Below are 15,541 nucleotides of genomic sequence, written 5' to 3'. Positions count from 1 at the left end.
CCGTAGACTCGCGGGTTCCGAACCGTAGACTCGCGGGTTCCGAACCGTGGACTCGCGGGTTCCGAACCGTGGACTCGCGGGTTCCGAACCGTGGACTCGCGGGTTCCGAACCGTGGACTCGCGGGTTCCGAACCGTGGACTCGCGGGGTGTGGGGTGGGTGGGTGGGTTAGGTCAGGTCGAAGCGGTCCAGGGTCATTACCTTGTTCCATGCGGTGACGAAGTCGTGGACGAACTTTTCCTTGGCGTCGTCGCTTGCGTAGACCTCGGCGACGGCGCGCAGCTCGGAGTTCGAGCCGAACACCAGGTCGACGCGGCTACCGGTCCACTTGACCTCGCCCGTGGCGCGGTCGCGAGCCTCGAAGGTCTCGCCGTCGCCGTTCGCCGCCGTCCACTCCGTGTTCATGTCGAGCAGGTTGGCGAAGAAGTCGTTGGTCAGCGACTCCGGCGTCGAGGTCAGCACACCGAGCGAGGACCCCTGGTGGTTCGCACCGAGGACCCGCAGACCGCCGATGAGGACGGTCAGCTCCGGCGCGCTCAGGGTCAGCAGGTTCGCGCGGTCGATCAGCAGGTACTCCGACGGCAGCCGGTTGCCCTTGCCACGGTAGTTGCGGAACCCGTCCGCGGTCGGCTCGAGCGGCGCGAACGACTCGGCGTCCGTCTGCTCCTGCGACGCGTCGGTGCGGCCCGGGGTGAACGGCACCTGCACGTCGTAGCCCGCGTTCTTGGCGGCCTGCTCGACGGCGGCGACCCCGCCCAGCACGATCAGGTCGGCCAGCGAGACAGCCTTGCCACCGGTCTGGGCGCTGTTGAAGGCGGTCTGGATGCCCTCCAGCGTGCTCAGCACCTGCCCCAGCGTGTCGGGCCCGTTGACCTCCCACTCCCGCTGCGGCGCGAGCCGGATGCGGGCGCCGTTCGCGCCACCGCGCTTGTCACTGCCGCGGAACGTCGAGGCCGACGCCCACGCGGTGGAGACCAGCTGCGAGACCGACAGGCCCGAGTCCAGGAGCTGAGCCTTGAGCGCCGCGATGTCCTCGGCCCCGACCAGCTCGTGGTCGACCGAGGGCACGCGGTCCTGCCAGATCAGCTCCTCCCGCGGCACCAGCGGGCCGAGGTAGCGCTGGATCGGGCCCATGTCGCGGTGCGTCAGCTTGAACCAGGCGCGGGCGAACGCGTCCGCGAACTCGGCCGGGTTCTCGTGGAAGCGCTTCGAGATCGGCCCGTAGATCGGGTCGAAGCGCAGCGCGAGGTCGGTCGTGAGCATCGTCTGCGGGCGGTTCAGCTCACCCGTCTCCGGGTCGGGGATCTTGTTCTCCCCGTCCTTGGCCACCCACTGGTTCGCACCCGCCGGGCTCTGGGTCAGCTCGTACTCGTAGCCGAACAGGTTGTCGAAGAAGCTGTTGCTCCACCGCGTCGGCGTCGCGGTCCAGGTGACCTCGAGACCACTGGTGATGGCGTCGCGGCCCTTGCCGCTGCCGAACGACTGCTTCCAGCCGAGCCCCTGCTCCTCAATGGACGCGCCCTCGGGCTCGGCACCGACGTACACGTCGGGGTCGGCGGCACCGTGGGTCTTGCCGAAGGTGTGGCCGCCCGCGATCAGCGCGACGGTCTCCTCGTCGTTCATCGCCATGCGCCGGAACGTCTCGCGGATGTCGCGCGCCGAGGCCAGCGGGTCCGGGTTGGCGTTGGGGCCCTCGGGGTTGACGTAGATGAGGCCCATCTGGACGGCGGCGAGCGGACCCTCCAGCTCGCGGTCACCGGTGTAGCGCTCGTCGCCGAGCCAGGTCCGCTCGGGACCCCAGTACACGTCCTCGTCGGGCTCCCACACGTCCGCGCGGCCACCGGCGAAGCCGAAGGTCGTGAAGCCCATGGTCTCCAGGGCGCGGTTGCCCGTGAAGATCATCAGGTCGGCCCACGAGATCTTGCGGCCGTACTTCTGCTTGACCGGCCACAGCAGACGACGGGCCTTGTCGAGGTTTCCGTTGTCGGGCCAGCTGTTCAGGGGCGCGAAGCGCTGCATGCCCGCACCGGCGCCGCCGCGGCCGTCCTCGATGCGGTACGTGCCCGCGCTGTGCCACGCCATGCGGATCATCAGGCCGCCGTAGTGGCCGAAGTCGGCGGGCCACCAGTCCTGCGACGTGGTCAGCACCTCGTCGACGTCCCGCGCGAGGGCGTCGAGGTCGACGGTCGCGAACTCGGCGGCGTAGTCGAAGTCCCCACCCATGGGGTCGGCCACCGGGTTGTGCTTGCGCAGGATCGCCAGGTTCAGCCGGTTCGGCCACCAGTCACGGTTGCTCCCACCCTCGGTCGGGTGGTTGAAACGCCCCGTGGAGACCGGGCACCCGCCGGCACCCTCCTCGTTCATATCTCCAACGACGGCGTCAGGACTGTCAGACACGGGAATCCTTCCAGAATGGGAACGCTGTTGCTCAGAAACTGGTCGCGGTGGAACAGCCAGGGCACAGGCCCCGGTAGATGACCTCGGCCTCGTCGATCACGAAGCCGTGGTCGTCGGACGCGGTCAGGCACGGGGCGGCGCCGACGGCGCAGTCGACATCGGCGATGGCACCGCAGGACCGGCACACGACGTGGTGGTGATTGTCCCCCACCCGTGCCTCGTACCGCGCGACGGAGCCGGGAGGCTCGATCCGCCGCAGCAGACCGGCGGCGGTGAGCGCACGCAGGACGTCGTACACGGCCTGATGGGACACCCCGCCGAGATCCGACCGCACGATACCGATGATCGAATCCGTGTCGGCGTGCGGATGGTCGTGCACCGCGGACAGCACCGCCATGCGGGGGCGCGTCACACGCAGCGCGACATCGCGCAACATGTGTTCGAAGTCCGTCGTCGTGGGCACGGGCGAAGTCTGGCCTACTTTCTGGAATGAATCAAGTCTGGCCTACGGCGCGTCAGCTCCGTTGGCAGCGGGTGAGCACGCCGTGGAGCGGCGGGAACCACTCGGATGGGTGACGCCGCGGCGCGGCCCGCGCGGATCGATGGTGACCGCGAGTCCAGAGCGATTCATGATCGTTGCTCCTACCATGGCCACATGCTGAACCGCGGGGTTTCGCGCACCGTCATGGCCGTTGTCGTCGCCGTCCCGCTGCTCGTCGCGGGGGGCGCGGACGGCCGGGCCGCGAGCGGCGCGGACTCGCCGAGGCAGCTGCTGCACTACAACCACGCGTACGGAGTTCTCGACAGCGGCACCGCCGACGCCATCGAGAGCTCGTCGTACCTGCGGAGGTTCGCCAACTTCGAGCTGCGCACCACGACCGGCGCCGACGGCCACACGTGGACCGGCCGCTACCTGCTCGGCAGGGAGACCTACCTCGAGCTGTTCAAGGCAGGCGACCTGCCGGGTCAGGACAGCAGGGCCGGTGCCGCCGGGATGGGCCTGTCCACCGAGTGCGCCGACGACCTCCCCGAGGTGACCGACGAACTGCGCGACGAGGGCGTCACGCAGCCGATCGAGGTCAACCAGACCCGCGACTTCGGTGACGGCAGGCCGGTGCCCTGGTTCGACTCCCTGTTCACCACCGCGCGGTACGACTCGTTCGGCGCGTGGGCGATGGAGTACCGGCCGGAGTACTTCGCCGACCCGCGCAGCGAGACCGAACCCGGGGTCCACCCCGGCGACGTCGGCCGCGAGCGGTACCTGTCCGACGAGTACCGCCGCCACACGATGCGCGACGTGACCGGCATCCGCATCGCGATCACCGCACAGGACCTGGCGAACACGGTGCCGTTGCTGCGTGCCGGGCGTTTCGCGATCGGGCACCGCCCGGATGGCGGGGTCGTCGCGTACGGCGACGGCACGACGATCCGCTTCGACGTCGTGCCATCGCACCAGACGGGGCTGCGTCAGGTCGAGATGTCGCTCAACCACCCGATCGGATACCGGCACGAGGTGCGGCTGGGCCGGTCGACCCTGGTCGTGGGCCCGTTCGCGCGTGCCGTGTGGACGTTCGGCAACCCGCGCGAGGGGCGGTAGGCCGGTACGTGGGAGCAGGACCGCTGACGCACGGGGACCTCAGTCGGTGAGCGCCTTCTCGATGGCGGTCGTCAGCTCGGGATCATCGGGGGTGACGGCCGGCCGGAACCGGGTCACGGCACCGGTGTCGTCGACGAGGAACTTCTCGAAGTTCCACTGCACGTCGCCCGCCGCGCCGTCCTTGTCCCGGGTGGCGGCCAGCTCGGTGTACAGCGGGTGCCGTCCGTCGCCGTTGACGTCGATCTTCGCCATCATCGGGAAGGTGACGCCGTAGGTCGTCGAGCAGAACGTCTGGATCTCCTCCGCCGTGCCGGGCTCCTGCCCGCCGAACTGGTTGCACGGGAAGCCGACCACGGAGAAGCCTCGGTCCGAGTAGCGCTCGTGGAGCGCCTCGAGCCCCAGGTACTGCGGCGTGAGCCCGCACTTCGAGGCGACGTTGACGATCAGGTACACGCGACCCGGCAGGCCGGAGAGGCTCGCGGGCGCACCGGCGAGCGACTGCAGTGGGATGTCGTGGAGTGGCACGCCCCGGACCCTATCCCGGACCCGGCCGCCCGCCGCGCGATCAGCGCTGGGCGCACAAGGACAATGCCCAGTACCGGTCGCCTGATCGAGTGGGGCCGGTCACATCGAATCGCCATCGCCGCCTCCCACGGGAGGACTACCCTGCGGGTAGAGCCCCGGGGGGCGCTCCTGCCCTCCGCACGTCCGTACAAGGACGATGGATCTTCCCGTCCGCCGGGCGAACCGAGAGAGTGGCATGGCCGACCTGATCATCACCATCACGCTGTGTGTCGCGGTCGCCATCGCCTACGCGACCGCGGCGCTCATCCAGGCTCGCTATGCCAATCTCCCCGTCGCCGCACTGCTGCGCATCCCGCAGTTCTGGGCGGCGCTCGCGCTCAACGGGCTCGGCGCGGCCTTGCACGTCACCTCCCTCGCCTTCGGCCCGTTGTCCCTGATCCAGCCGCTCGGGGTGCTCACGCTCGTCATCGCGGTCCCCTTCGCGGCGGTCACGGCCCGGCGCCGGGTGACCGGGCTCGAGCTGAAGGGCATGGCCAGCACGGTCGTCGGACTCGCCGGGCTCGCCATGATCATCACGACGACCGGCACGACCGAGACGCTCGCGTCCGGCGAGCTCATCGGGCTCCTTGGCGTCATCGTCGCCGTGGTCGCCGTCCTCGCGTTCCTCGGGAACCGGCCGGGCGCGTCGACGCTGTGGGAGGCCATCGCGGGCGGCGCGGCGTACGCCGTCTGCTCGGCCCTCTGCCAGACGGTGGTCGTGACGGTGGGCGACGGCGGCGCCGAGGTGCTGCTCCGGCCCATCACGATCGTCGCGGTCATCGGCATCGCCGTCTTCGCGGTCGTCGCGACCCTGCTCACGCAGCGTTCGTACCGCAACGGCCTCGCCGCGCCACTCGCCGTGACCAACCTCGTGAACCCGGTCACCGCCACCGTCATCGGCGTCGCGCTCCTCGGCGAGCACCTCGCCACCACGCCCGTCGAGATCGTCCTCGCCATCGCGTGCGCCCTGCTCGCCGGGTTCGGCGTGGCCCAGCTGGCCCGCGCCCGCGACGTGGTGTCCGCGCCGACGACACCGCTCCCCCGCCAGGACGTTTCCGCTGGGACGTGACGTGCGGAGGCGCTCGCCCGATCCTGGCGAGCACCCCCGCACTGTTGTCAGCTCAGGTTCTTCTGTCGCACGTCCCAATCCGTGCCGCACAGACCACAACCCTGGCCGACGAACTGGGCCTTGCTGGCCTGGTCGCCCTTCAGCTGCCACTTCAGCCAGTGGCCGCCGACGCGGCCGAACTCGCCGCCGTTGGGCTGGTCGTAGGTGCCGAAGTGGCCGACGTCGAGGTTGCCCATGAACGCGGGGAGGCCGGCGGGGAGCCGCCCCCAGTCGTCCATCGCGTTCTCGTACGCGATGTCACTCGGGCCGCCGATGAAGTAGGCGACCGGCGCGTACAGGCGCGTCAGCAGGTTGTTCTGGCTGTCGCTGAGCAGGCCGCTGTTCCACAGCACCGTCGTGGTGATGCGCGGGTCGTCCGCCACCTCGTAGGTCTCGATGCCGCCGCAGGACTGCCCCATGACGGCGATCTTGGTGGTGTCGATCTTGCCGCGGTACTTGCTGCCGACCCTGGAGTTCTCCGCGATCGCCCAGTCCAGTGAGTCGATGAGCATCTCGGAGTCGGTCGACCCGAACCCGCCCGGCCTGCCGTTCGCGATGACGAGGAAACCGTGCGATGCCCACTCGGTGAGGATGTTCTCGAACCAGGTCCCATCCGCGCGGCACGCCCCGTTGCCCCACGCGACGATGGGCAGCTTGATGTTCGCGGGCAGGGTGTTGGGCCGGTAGATGGTGTGGTTGGACAACCGCAGGGTCGTCTCGTACCCGGCGGAGTAGGGGCCCGACCCGCCGAGAACGGATGGTGGGGAGTCCGCCGCCGCGCTGACCGTGCCCGTGGTCAGTGCGGTGAGCAGAACGAGGACGCCGGTGATAGCGCTGCGCAATCGCATGGGGCTGCTCCACTGTCGGTGACGAAATTCGGCGCATGCCAGTGTGTCGCCGGAATTCGTTGCCCTGCCAGGGAAAGCGCGCAAGACAGGTGAAACCGCCGATGGTCGGCAGGCGGTTTCACCGAGGGTTGCTGGTGAACGCCGCTATGCCGGTGAGCCCACCTCAGGCTGAGCAGCGTACGCGCGGTGCAGCGCGTGGACGGCGTCGCTCCAGTGCGCGGCCAGTTCCGCCGGGTCCTGCGCACCCTCCGGCGCGAGCACCGTCAGCGCGGCGCGGTCGCCGCAGGTGGTGAAGAAGGCGAAGCACGCGTGGGCGGGCGGCAGCCACGGAAGGCCGGTGACGGCCAGGACCGGCGCGGCCATCAGCGACAGCGGCGCGGCGATCCGCAGGTTCGACAACGTCATCGCGACCTGGGTGTGGTCGGTGATCTGCCGCATCGCCCAGCCCGCGGCGGGGCTGCCCCCTCCCCGGGTGATGGCACCCCAGACCCGGCGGTACCTGGCGGTCCGGCGACGGCCGGCGGCGGCACGCACGGACCGCAGCCGCGACTCTGGCGCCGAATCGCCGCAGGGCAGGCCGACCCGCATGAACCCGAGCCGGTTGGCGACGTCCGAGTCGCCGGGCTCGCGGGTGTCCACGGGGACGTTGACCGGCCTGCGTGACACCTCCGGCCGGGGCGCCCACCGGTCCAGTGCCGAGGACATCGCGGCCATGTGGACCTGGTTGACCGTCGCACCCGTGCGTGCCGCGATGTCGGTGAACAGCGCGACGTCCACCTCGCCAACGGCCAGTACGCGGCCCGGCCCGTACCTCTTCGGCGCGACGGCGGGTCCTGGGAACTTGGTGCGCAGCAGGTCGAGTGCGATCGGCAGCATGGCGGGCCACCCGCGTTGCCGTTCAGGCACGGGCGCGGCCGTCACGGTGTCGGTGTCGTCGTCGCCCAGCAGGGTCGTCACCGTGCGCAGTGCGGCGGCCGCGTCCTGGCGCGCGTGGTGCACCAGGTAGTACAGGCGCCAGCCGCCGGGGTTCTCGGGGTCCTCCGACGTCCACAGTCCCCACGGCGGCCGTGCCGGGTCCGGTGTGCCGGACAGGATCTCGTGTGCGGACAGCACGCCGGTGTGGCGCCGCAGCGTGCCGACGTGCCGGGCGATGTCGAACTCGGGGTCCCGCTCCCACTGGACCGAGGCGCGGGCGACCAGGCGTTCGGTCAGCCTGGGCAGCCGGGGCAGGCGCGCCGCGACGCGTGCCCGCAGGTCCTCGACCGGCGGGCACGGCCCCGCGATGCGGAACACCAGGCCGAAGTAGGTGTCGGCCGGGTCCGGCGCGATCTGCCCCAGCCGCGCGAACGCCGTGCCGAGGAAGTCAGCGGGTACCGTCGATAAGTTGTCCATCGCGCCATGCCTTCGCCGAGTCAGAACGATCGCCCGAGTATCGGGTTCGCGGCATGACTTCGCCTTGACTTCTGGTCGCCCGGCCCGGCCCGCCTCGCCTGATCCCGCTATTGATCGATCGGCCAGATACTCACTAACGTGTAGCAAACTCTGTGATTTTCCGACAACAGGGGGCGTGATGTCAGTACGCGGATTCACCGCTACCAGAAGATCGGGACTCGCCGCGGCGGTACTCGTCGCCGCCGGGATGCTCGTGGCCCCGGCCTCCGCCGCCGCGGCGGCCAACCCGGCGAACCTGCCCACCAGCCAGTACACGCTCAGCGCGAACTACAACCAGTTCGGGGCGATCAACTCCGCGCTCGTCTCGACTCTCGGCACCGCGTCGGTGCACACGGTGATGACGAACGCCAACCACGACCGCGTTGGACTGCCGTCGTCGTTCTCCATCCCCGGACTGGAGACCGGTTTCCGCTTCGACAGCGCGGACAACTCGGACTGCAAGAGCTACCCGCAGGGCATCACGACGAGCCGCGACGCGGTGGGCACCGCCAACGGCGGCAACTACGACGGCCACCAGTTGGTCCTGGTCAGCTGGTACACCAACGACGCCTGCGGCGGCAGCGGGGAACGCACCCGGATCACGCTCGTGGACTGGGATGCCACGTATCCCAACAAGTACCGCAAGGTCCTGCTCGTCGAGCCGACCGGGTCCGCGACCACGCCGAACTTCAAGGACATCCCTGTCCACGCAGGCGGGGTCTCCTGGTACGGCGACTACCTCTACGTCGCCGACACCGGGCGCGGGATGCGCGTGTTCGACATGCGCAAGATCCTCAAGACCAACACCGGCGGCACCGCCGACCAGATCGGCCGCCAGTCCAACGGCACCTACTACGCGCACAACTACGCCTACGTGCTGCCGCAGATCGGCACCATCACGTCGAGCACGACCTCGGGCACCGCACTCCGCTGGTCGACGATCTCCCTCGACCGGGTGAGCAAGTCGATGGTCGTGACGGAGTACACCTGCAAGTCCGGCTGCTCGTCCTACCCGAACCGCAAACCGAGGGCGATCCGCTACCCGTTCGGCTCCGGCGGGACGTTCGCCGCGTCGACGACCGCGAGCCAGGCACTGCAACTGGACTGGTACAACCTCAACGGCGTCGCGTCCCACAACGGGCGGTGGTGGTTCGCGTCGTCCGGGCAGAAGCAGCTCTACTACTGGACCCCATCCGCGGGCCAGGCGACCTACGGGTGGGTCAGCGGCGCGGAGAGCATCTCCTACTGGGAGGACGCCACGAACGCCGACCTGCTGTGGACACTGCAGGAAGGTGTCGGCAACCGCAACGTGTTCGCGGTGACTCAGGCAACTTACGACGGCTGAGGCACGTCCCGGACGAGCCGGTGCCAGGCGGCGGCGGGGACGGTCAGCATCGGGCCGTCCCCGTTCTTGGAGTCGCGGACCAGCAACCCCTCACTGGTAGATAGGGGTTGCTGGCTCCACGCCACCTCGACGCAGTCCGATCCCTCGCCGCCGCTGTGGCTGCTCTTCCGCCAGGACGTCTGCGACACCCCGTTGACTCCCTCGGTCGTACTCGTCGGCCAGACTGGCCGCGAACTCCCGAGATTGTCCCTCATCCAAAGCGACGTCCGCGAGCATGGGGACCAGCTCGCGGTAGCGGCGCACGTAGCCGGGGTCGTCGAGAATCAAGCCCCCTCCGTCGAGATGGTCCAGATACACCATCGGGCGGTGCTCCTGGAATTCCATCAGCCGGAATGCCCCGCCGACCGCAGATCGCTCCCCTGCCGCGCTGGGCACGACTCGCAGTGTGACGTGGTCCATAGCCGTGGTGAGCACCAGATGCAGCAACTGCTCGTGCATGACCTGACCGGAGCCGACCCGGAGCCGCAGTGCGTGCTCGTGGATGAAGAAGGTGAACCGCGCTGGATTCGGCAGGGACAGGATCCGCCGTCGCTCCATTCGGGTGCGCACCGCGCCCACTACCCGGTCCTCATTGATGTCGGGGTTGAAGGCGGTGACGAGCGCGCAGGCATACTCGGGCGTCTGCACCAGGCCATTGATCACCTGCGGCTCATAGACGATCGAGTGCGCTGCCGACGACTCGTGGAAGATCAGCGACTGGAGTGAACCGTCGATCCGCCTGTCCGACAGGTGGTAGCCCTCCTGGCGCTCGGCCACCCTGGTGAAGTCCACGATCGGCTGCACCTCGGCCTGCCTCGCCCCGCACATCACCGCGTACTGGATGACGTCCGTCGTGGAGGACTGCCGCCACCCTCTCTCCATGCGCGAGACCGTCGACGGCGACCAGCCCAAATTGCGTGCGAGCGCGTCACCGGTCAGACCTGACTTCTCCCGAACGCGACACAACATCCCACCCAGTTCCCGGTAGGCGGCCGACGCGTGACGAATACCCATACCGGTCACGCTATGGCGACCCACCGGCAGAACGCGGGCACGCCGCGCCAGGTCCACCCTATGGTTGTAATCCACCGCGAGTCTTTCCACGGTTGCATGACAGTCCCGGAGCGCCCTGAAGGTGCCCTTCGAGGGTCTCGAAGGGCACCTTCAAGCATGGCTGGTCAGCCGACCGGTTCGAGCACTCGCGTCTCGTCGGTCGCCAGCTTGTCCTCGCGGGAGCGCAGGAATCGCGGCGTCCACCAGTTCGCCTTGCCCAGCACCGTCATCAGCGCGGGCAGGATGACCGCGCGGATGATCGTCGCGTCGATGAGGATCGCGGCCGCGAGGCCGACGCCCATCTGCTTCATGTCGATGGTGCTCAGCGTCGCGAAGATCGAGAACACACCGATCATGACGGCCGCGGCGCTCGTCACCACGCCCGCGGACCGGGTGATGCCGTCCGCGATCGCGTCCTTTGTGGACTTGAGGACCAGCGCCTCGCGGATGCGGCTCACCACGAACACGTGGTAGTCCATCGAAAGGCCGAACAGCGTCACGAACAGGATCACCGGCAGCCACGCCGTGATGCCGCCCGTCGACGTGAAGCCGAGCAGGCCCTCCGCCCAGGTGTTCTGGAACACGAGCACCAGCAGGCCGTACGCGGCACCCGCCGACAGCAGGTTCAGCGCGATGGACGAGAGCGCGATCACCGGCGCGCGGAACGCCCACAGCATCACCAGGAACGTCAGCAGCAGCACGAACCCGATCACCCACGGCAGCGCGCCGGTCATCGACTCGACGAAGTCGTTCTCCCCCGCCGTCTGGCCGCTCACCGCGAACTCCGCCCCCGCGACGGTGCCGATCGTGGCGGGCAGCAGCGTGGTCCGCAGCCGCTCCAGCGACTGGTCGGCCTCGACGGAGGCGCCGTCGTGCGGGATGCCTGCCGAGATCAGGTAGATCCGGCCGTCGCGGGCCGGGGTCACCTCCGGCGGCTGGTCGTGCGCGAAGCCGGGGTCGGCGGCGATGCGGTCGAGCAGCCTGCCGACCGCCGCCTCACCGTCCGCCTCGGCGGACGCCGGCAACCGCACCGCGATCTGGTGCGACGCACCGGTGCTCGGGAACGCCTCGGTCATCCGGTCGTAGGACTGCATGATCGGGATGCTGCGCGGGAGGTCGGCCTCCGACGGCGCGTTGAGCGTCATGCTGAACGCGGGCACCGACAGCGCGGCGAGCAGTCCGACGCCGACGACCAGCGTGGTGCGTGGCCGCTGCAGGCTCGGCCGCAGCACGGCACCCCAGAACTTCGGCGCACCCGCGTTGTTCCGCATCGAAAGCCGCCACAGGAACGGGATCCTCGGCTTGTCGACCCACCGGCCGAGCTTCGCGAGCAGCGCGGGCAGCACGGTGATCGAGCCGATCATGGCGGCGAGCACGACCATGATGGTGCCGACGGCGATCGACGAGAACACGACGTCGTTGACCACGAACATGCCTGCCATCGCGACCGTCACGGCGATGCCGGACACCACGATCGCGTGCCCGGACGTGGCGGCCGCGATCTCGACCGCGTCCAGGTGCCCCTTGCCCTTCGCGCGTTCCTCGCGGTCACGGCGAACGTAGAAGAGTGAGTAGTCCACGCCGACCGCCATGCCGATCAGCAGGATCATGCTGCTCGTGTTGTCGGTCGCGGGAATGAGGTGGGACGCGAGCGCGGACAGCCCCAGCGCGGCCCCGACCGCGGACATCGCGAGCAGCACCGGCACGCCGGCGGCGATGAGCGCGCCGAACACCACCAGCATGATCACCAGGGTGACGGGAATGCTGATCAGCTCGGCCTTCTGGAAGTCCTCGCCCAGCGTCGTGGACAGCGCCTTGTCCAGCGAAGCGCCACCGACCTGTTCCACCAGCAGGCCGGGGTACTGCTGCTGCACGGTCGCGGTGGCGTCGAGCAGCGCGCCGACGCGCTCCTCCGACGTGTCCGGGTCGCCAGCCAGCTCGACGTTGACGAGCACGGCGGTGCCCTTCGGCGACGGCACCGGGTCGCTCACGTCGCCGACCTCGCGCAACCCGGACATCTCGGCACGCACGTCGTTCGCCGCGGCCGTGGCCTGTGCGGTGTCCAGCGCGCCGTCACGGGCGGAGATCAGGACGTTCTCGGTCGCCGGGCGCGTGAAACCGGCCTCGTCGACGATGCCGCGGTAGGTGGCCAGCTCGCCCGTCGGGTTGTCGTCGAAGTCGGCCTGCCTGGTCCCGGCCACCTGCCCCGCCCCGATGCAGATCGCCACGAACAGCAGCCAGGCGCCGATCGCACGCCACGGATGTTCCGCGCTCCATCTCGCGATCCGCACGGTGAGCAACGTCTTCCCCATCTTGATCCCCTCACACTCATGTCTTGTGCCGACACAAGGCTCGTGCATGGAGAGGCCGCCGTGCTCCGGGCTTACCCGGGACCGGCATCAGGGATCACCCTGAATCCCGGAGGGTGACCCTGCGCTCCCGCACCGCGTTCGGCGCACCGCTCGCACCTGGGGAAAGGCCTTGCCTCAACGGTTTTCTCCGCCACGGCTCTTGTGAAGGCGGCCGGAGCACCGTTACTGTGGCGACCTAGAACGTTTCAAAGCGTGACTGCCGGTCACAGGAGACTCGCCGATGCGCGCCAGATCCGGTTCACCGGCCGCAGGCGTACCCGGAGCCGTCGATGTTCGGCATCCTGCCCGCGTGGGCGTTCTACCTCCGCCACGTGACGGGGGTGCGGCTGGACAACGTGACCGCCCGGTTCGAGGAGCCCGACACGCGGCCCGCGGTCGTGCTGGAGGACGTGCGGGACGCGGAGTTCCACCACGTCCGGCTGGCCAAGGCGGTCGGTGCGCCGACGTTCGTGCTCCGCGACGTCACCGACTTCGTCCTGCACCAGGGCCGCCCGGTGAGCGAGGCGAGCATCCCGGAACACGTCGATCACCGGGAGCTGTGAGCGCCGCCGCGCATGATCGGGAGGCGTGTTCGGGAACGCTCCCGAACACGCCTCCACTCATCACGAGCACACGTTCATGCTCGTGTTGTTCAATACGAGGTTGCGGAAGACCGTGTTCGAACCACACGGGCTTTCCTGAATGGCGTTGTTGGTCACCGTCATGTTCTGGATGTAGATGTCGGCGTTGTTCGGGAACTCCGTCCGCGCCGCGAGCCGGATCCCGCCGCCACCCGACACCGTGCCGCTCTGGCCCGCGATCGTGACGTTGTAGCAGTTCTCCACGAGGATCGCGTTGTTGCCGGTGTTCGCGATGTCGACCCGGTCCACGACGAGGCCACCACTCTCGGACACGCAGAAGATCCCGCGACCGCCACCACGGGCCTTCACCGTGCCGACCCGGACGTTGACCGGGTACGAACTGCCGATCCGGCCGTTGCGGTTCGCGACCCGGAACGCGGCGTACCCCGTGCCCGTGCCCGCGTTCTCCGCGTCCACGGTGCCGACCGAGGCGTTGATCGTGTCGTTGAGCAACAGGCCGGAGTCACGCGTGTTGCGTGCGGTGACGGTGCCGATGGTCAGCCCGTCGACGCCGTAGGTCTCCACACCGTGCGTGCCGGTGCCCGACACGTACACGTTGTCGATCCGGATGTTGCGGCTGCGCACGCTCGTGTCGCCTCGGTTGTCGACGCGGATGCCGAGCCCGCCGGAGAGCCGCATGTCGATCTGCCCGAGCACGACGTTGTCCACGTTGCGCATGAACACGCCGTACAGGGGGGCGCCGGTCAGCTTCAGGTGCTGTACCTCGACGTCGTGCGTGCCGCGCGAGTAGACCGGTGCCTGGTCACCGGACCCGGAGCCGGTCACGTTGATCGTGCCGCACGAGTCCAGGATCGTGTAGCTGGGCAACGAGATCCGCGACCCGGCGCTGATCGTGCCGCCCTGCCACACGACGACCCGTTCCTTGCTGGTGCGGCCCGCCGTGAGGCTGCCGATCGCGGCCTGCACCGCCGCACGCATGTCGGTTCCCGTGTGGACGGTCGTGCCGCCCCGGCGGGCGGTCCACGTGCTGCCGTTGAGGTACGCCTCGGCCTGGAACGACCCGCTGCCACAGTCCGCGGCGACCGCGGTCTGCTGCGGCACGCCGATCAGTGCGGCCACGGTGGCGACGACCGTCGCGATCGCCCGCTTCACCGGATGTCCGCGGTGTACGCGTCGGTGTCGAGCTGGCCCGTGCCGGTGAACACCTCGGTGCCCGCCTCGATGCTGGACAGGTACTTCGTATTGCTCACCCACCCCCGGCTGACGAGGTTGCCGAGGAAGTCCTGCATGTGCAGCGTCGCCGACGTGGTGTTCGCGCGGCGGACGAACGAGAAGACGTTCCACCCGATGTTGCCCCGGTAGAGGTCCCACGTGGTGCCCGCGATCGTGACGGTGCCCTGGAGCGTGCCGAGCGGCCCGGCGCCACCCGCGCGGTACAGCCAGATCATCACCTCGTCGGTCGGGTTGTTCTGCCAGTCCGGGTTGGGCATGTCGTGCAACCACAGGTCGTAGGCGACGTTCATGGTGCCGGAGCCGGAAACCCGGTAGCGCCAGTCGGTGTAGATGTCCCGGCCTGCGTTGAGCCGGACGGGCAGCTCGTGCCCGGTGGTCTTCCAGCCCCAGTGCCAGCCGAGGACGCTGCTGGTGAAGGACTTCACCTGGTTCTGTTGCCCGGACCAGCTCCAGCTGGTGCCCCAGCCGATGGTCCCGCCCTGGGCGGTGTCCCACACACACTGCCAGCCGGAGCCGGCGTCCTGGCCCCAGAGGTTGTTGTTCAGCCAGTACTTGCCCGAGGTGATCGAGCCGAACGGTTCACACGTGTTGGCCGCCGCCGCAGCGGGACCCGAGGGTAGGACGGAGAAGACGACAGCGGTCGTAACGGCTGTCAGCAGGGATGTCCAACGCACCGAGAGATCACACCTTTCGAGGATTTGTCGAATCGGTGTCGAAGCGCTTCGACGGCCATTCGACAAATCCCGAAAGGGATTTCAGTCTGGGAGCGCGCCGCTGCGACTCAACCGGTGAAAATAATGTTAGGCCGAATCAGCACACAACGACAACAGCCTCGGAGGGTGCGATGCCCCGAAAGACGCAGTGATGATGATGTGTGTGGATGGAGACCCGTGGAGGGTCTGACTCGGAAAGATGCTGACGCCTGTTGCTGATGTTGGTGGTGGGTTGTCTTGTGAAAGATCTGTCGGCTCTTC

14 protein-coding genes are annotated in these 15,541 nt (G+C 68.9%); 4 read left to right on the top strand and 10 right to left on the bottom strand.

Annotated features, from left to right (window positions below; translation table 11 throughout):
- Nucleotides 1-167 precede the first annotated feature (167 nt).
- Both katG and WBA97_RS25225 read right to left on the bottom strand, forming a co-directional pair.
- Nucleotides 168-2,396 (bottom strand): catalase/peroxidase HPI, encoded by a 2,229-nt coding sequence (gene katG, locus WBA97_RS25230; RefSeq protein ID WP_424233397.1) that lies wholly within the window; start codon nt 2,394-2,396, stop codon nt 168-170.
- Nucleotides 2,397-2,427: 31 nt separating this feature from the next.
- Nucleotides 2,428-2,859, bottom strand: coding sequence for a Fur family transcriptional regulator (locus WBA97_RS25225; protein ID WP_424233396.1), 432 nt, complete (start codon nt 2,857-2,859; stop codon nt 2,428-2,430).
- A 192-nt stretch (nt 2,860-3,051) separates the two neighbouring features.
- Between WBA97_RS25225 and WBA97_RS25220 the strand changes: the two genes are divergently transcribed.
- Nucleotides 3,052-3,993 carry a DUF5829 family protein gene (locus WBA97_RS25220; protein ID WP_424233395.1) on the top strand — a complete coding sequence of 314 codons (942 nt, stop codon included), beginning with the start codon at nt 3,052-3,054 and terminating at the stop codon, nt 3,991-3,993.
- A gap of 39 nt (nt 3,994-4,032) precedes the next feature.
- Here the strand turns inward: WBA97_RS25220 and WBA97_RS25215 are convergent, their stop codons facing one another.
- Nucleotides 4,033-4,518 carry a glutathione peroxidase gene (locus WBA97_RS25215; protein WP_424233394.1) on the bottom strand — a complete coding sequence of 162 codons (486 nt, stop codon included), beginning with the start codon at nt 4,516-4,518 and terminating at the stop codon, nt 4,033-4,035.
- 235 nt (nt 4,519-4,753) lie between these two features.
- On the opposite strand from WBA97_RS25215, the gene WBA97_RS25210 reads away from it, so the two are divergent.
- Nucleotides 4,754-5,626: a hypothetical protein gene (locus WBA97_RS25210; RefSeq protein ID WP_424233393.1), complete on the top strand. Its 873-nt coding sequence runs from the start codon at nt 4,754-4,756 to the stop codon at nt 5,624-5,626.
- Between the two features lie 47 nt (nt 5,627-5,673).
- Here WBA97_RS25210 and WBA97_RS25205 read toward each other — a convergent pair whose 3' ends face one another.
- Entirely contained in the window at nt 5,674-6,513 is an 840-nt protein-coding gene (locus WBA97_RS25205; RefSeq protein WP_424233392.1) for an alpha/beta hydrolase, read from the bottom strand.
- 144 nt (nt 6,514-6,657) lie between these two features.
- A complete protein-coding gene (locus tag WBA97_RS25200; protein ID WP_424233391.1) occupies nt 6,658-7,905 on the bottom strand; it encodes a wax ester/triacylglycerol synthase domain-containing protein in 1,248 nt (415 codons plus the stop codon).
- Between the two features lie 178 nt (nt 7,906-8,083).
- Between WBA97_RS25200 and WBA97_RS25195 the strand changes: the two genes are divergently transcribed.
- Entirely contained in the window at nt 8,084-9,289 is a 1,206-nt protein-coding gene (locus tag WBA97_RS25195; protein ID WP_424233390.1) for a hypothetical protein, read from the top strand.
- On the opposite strand, the gene WBA97_RS25190 is transcribed toward WBA97_RS25195, so the two are convergent.
- The 3 genes from WBA97_RS25190 to WBA97_RS25180 form a co-directional block, all read right to left on the bottom strand.
- Nucleotides 9,277-9,414: a DUF397 domain-containing protein gene (locus tag WBA97_RS25190; protein WP_424233389.1), complete on the bottom strand. Its 138-nt coding sequence runs from the start codon at nt 9,412-9,414 to the stop codon at nt 9,277-9,279. The genes WBA97_RS25195 and WBA97_RS25190 overlap by 13 nt on opposite strands.
- The gene (locus tag WBA97_RS25185) at nt 9,380-10,432 is read right to left on the bottom strand and encodes a helix-turn-helix domain-containing protein (RefSeq protein WP_424233388.1); all 1,053 of its coding nucleotides are present in this window, start codon (nt 10,430-10,432) and stop codon (nt 9,380-9,382) included. The genes WBA97_RS25190 and WBA97_RS25185 overlap by 35 nt, the downstream gene beginning before the upstream one ends.
- A gap of 74 nt (nt 10,433-10,506) precedes the next feature.
- On the bottom strand, nt 10,507-12,693 hold the full coding sequence (locus WBA97_RS25180; RefSeq protein ID WP_424233387.1) for an MMPL family transporter: 2,187 nt from the start codon (nt 12,691-12,693) through the stop codon (nt 10,507-10,509).
- A gap of 329 nt (nt 12,694-13,022) precedes the next feature.
- On the opposite strand from WBA97_RS25180, the gene WBA97_RS25175 reads away from it, so the two are divergent.
- Complete coding sequence (locus tag WBA97_RS25175; protein WP_424233386.1) at nt 13,023-13,295, top strand: hypothetical protein; 273 nt, start codon at nt 13,023-13,025, stop codon at nt 13,293-13,295.
- Between the two features lie 60 nt (nt 13,296-13,355).
- On the opposite strand, the gene WBA97_RS25170 is transcribed toward WBA97_RS25175, so the two are convergent.
- Together WBA97_RS25170 and WBA97_RS25165 are read right to left on the bottom strand one after the other, a co-directional pair.
- Nucleotides 13,356-14,486 carry a hypothetical protein gene (locus WBA97_RS25170; RefSeq protein ID WP_424233385.1) on the bottom strand — a complete coding sequence of 377 codons (1,131 nt, stop codon included), beginning with the start codon at nt 14,484-14,486 and terminating at the stop codon, nt 13,356-13,358.
- Complete coding sequence (locus WBA97_RS25165) at nt 14,483-15,241, bottom strand: GH12 family glycosyl hydrolase domain-containing protein (RefSeq protein WP_424233384.1); 759 nt, start codon at nt 15,239-15,241, stop codon at nt 14,483-14,485. Before WBA97_RS25165 ends, WBA97_RS25170 begins: the two co-directional genes overlap by 4 nt.
- Between the last annotated feature and the right edge of the window lie 300 nt (nt 15,242-15,541).

It is taken from the genome of Actinophytocola sp. (genome assembly GCF_049647105.1).
In the GTDB taxonomy this organism is placed as follows: Bacteria; Actinomycetota; Actinomycetes; order Mycobacteriales; family Pseudonocardiaceae; genus Actinophytocola.
The sequence above is the reverse complement of the archived record's forward strand: the minus strand, read 5'-3'. Positions and strand labels throughout refer to the sequence as shown.

Coding starts and splice junctions, on each gene's coding strand:
- WBA97_RS25205 (WP_424233392.1), bottom strand. CDS start 6,513: ATGCGATTGCGCAGCGCTATCACCGGCGTCCTCGTTCTGCTCACCGCA.
- WBA97_RS25210 (WP_424233393.1), top strand. CDS start 4,754: ATGGCCGACCTGATCATCACCATCACGCTGTGTGTCGCGGTCGCCATC.
- WBA97_RS25180 (WP_424233387.1), bottom strand. CDS start 12,693: ATGGGGAAGACGTTGCTCACCGTGCGGATCGCGAGATGGAGCGCGGAA.
- WBA97_RS25220 (WP_424233395.1), top strand. CDS start 3,052: ATGCTGAACCGCGGGGTTTCGCGCACCGTCATGGCCGTTGTCGTCGCC.
- WBA97_RS25195 (WP_424233390.1), top strand. CDS start 8,084: ATGTCAGTACGCGGATTCACCGCTACCAGAAGATCGGGACTCGCCGCG.
- WBA97_RS25200 (WP_424233391.1), bottom strand. CDS start 7,905: ATGGACAACTTATCGACGGTACCCGCTGACTTCCTCGGCACGGCGTTC.
- WBA97_RS25175 (WP_424233386.1), top strand. CDS start 13,023: ATGTTCGGCATCCTGCCCGCGTGGGCGTTCTACCTCCGCCACGTGACG.